The organism is Candidatus Similichlamydia epinepheli (assembly GCF_003056015.1).
In genome coordinates, this window is sequence record NZ_PPEU01000153.1 from 1 (window position 1) to 1,091 (window position 1,091).

A 1,091-nucleotide genomic window follows, 5' to 3' on the forward strand; every position below is an offset into this window, starting at 1 on the left:
CACGTCTCTAAAAATAAAGAAGGAATGATACTTCTTTCTGGTGATACGGTCTTTCCAGGTTATATAGGAGTCGAATCTGAGGACGAAGGGTTCTATTTTGATGGACAGAGAAGGTGGTTTGATACAGGTGACCGAGGATTTCTTGATTCGGAGAATTCACTTTTCGTTACTTGCCCTCGTGGTCGTTCCATTCGTGTAGGGAATCAATCTGTTTCTCTGTTTGATTTGGAGAGAATATTGACTCAACTAGCACTACGAAAACAGTGGTTGAGCAACAAGCGTCACTTCATGCCAGGACCTTTGTTAGCTCTTTGTCCTATAAAAAAGGGAAAGAGACCATCTAAAAACTTATTACTAGTAACTACTTTCGATCTCAATCTAGAAATAGCAAATGAAGAGATAGAGCAAGTGTATCCTTTTCTGGTGCAGGTTATTTCTGAAACTCGCAAACTGAATGCTATCCCTTTAACGGGAATTGGAAAAGTTGCATATCATCTCTTAGAAAAAATATGTTGAAAGATCGACCCTTTCTTTTAATGGACACTCAGTCTAAGTCTTTGAGACCTTTATCTGCGTCAAAGGATGGAATTTTCAGACTTTACACTTGTGGACCTACTGTATATGACTTTGCTCATTTGGGGAACTTTCGTACTTTCCTTGCAGAAGATATTCTTAGACGTGTTTTGATCTGGTCTGGATTTAATGTGGTTCAAGTAATGAATTTCACAGACGTCGAAGATAAGATAATTAAGAAAGTATCTGTTAATGGTCAAACCATCTCGGAATTTACTCGCCCTTTTAAAGATGCTTTTTTAGAGGATGCTGAAGTATTGCGTATCCAACGTGTGGAACATTATCCAAATGCAACTGACTACATCGATGAAATGATTGAGATGATTCGTTGTTTAGAATCGAAAGGGTTTGCATATAAAAGTTCAGATGGAAGTGTTTATTTTTCTATAGAACGTTTTCCTGAGTATGGAAACCTTGCTAGGATAAAAAAAGAAAATCTTGAACCTGGTGCTTCACAACGAATTGAGCAAGATGAATACGAAAAAGATTCAATTGCCGACTTCGTTCTGTGGAAAGCG

At 37.9% G+C, this 1,091-nt stretch carries 2 protein-coding genes; both read left to right on the forward strand.

The genetic code is table 11. The features are described from left to right. Positions 1–516, forward strand: a 516-nt coding sequence (locus GCCT14_RS05080; RefSeq protein ID WP_157952650.1) for a hypothetical protein, incomplete at its 5' end; no start/stop codon positions are given. After that, the coding region (locus tag GCCT14_RS05085; RefSeq protein WP_478209995.1) for a cysteine--tRNA ligase at positions 510–1,091 on the forward strand (582 nt) is incomplete at its 3' end. The genes GCCT14_RS05080 and GCCT14_RS05085, both read left to right, overlap by 7 nt.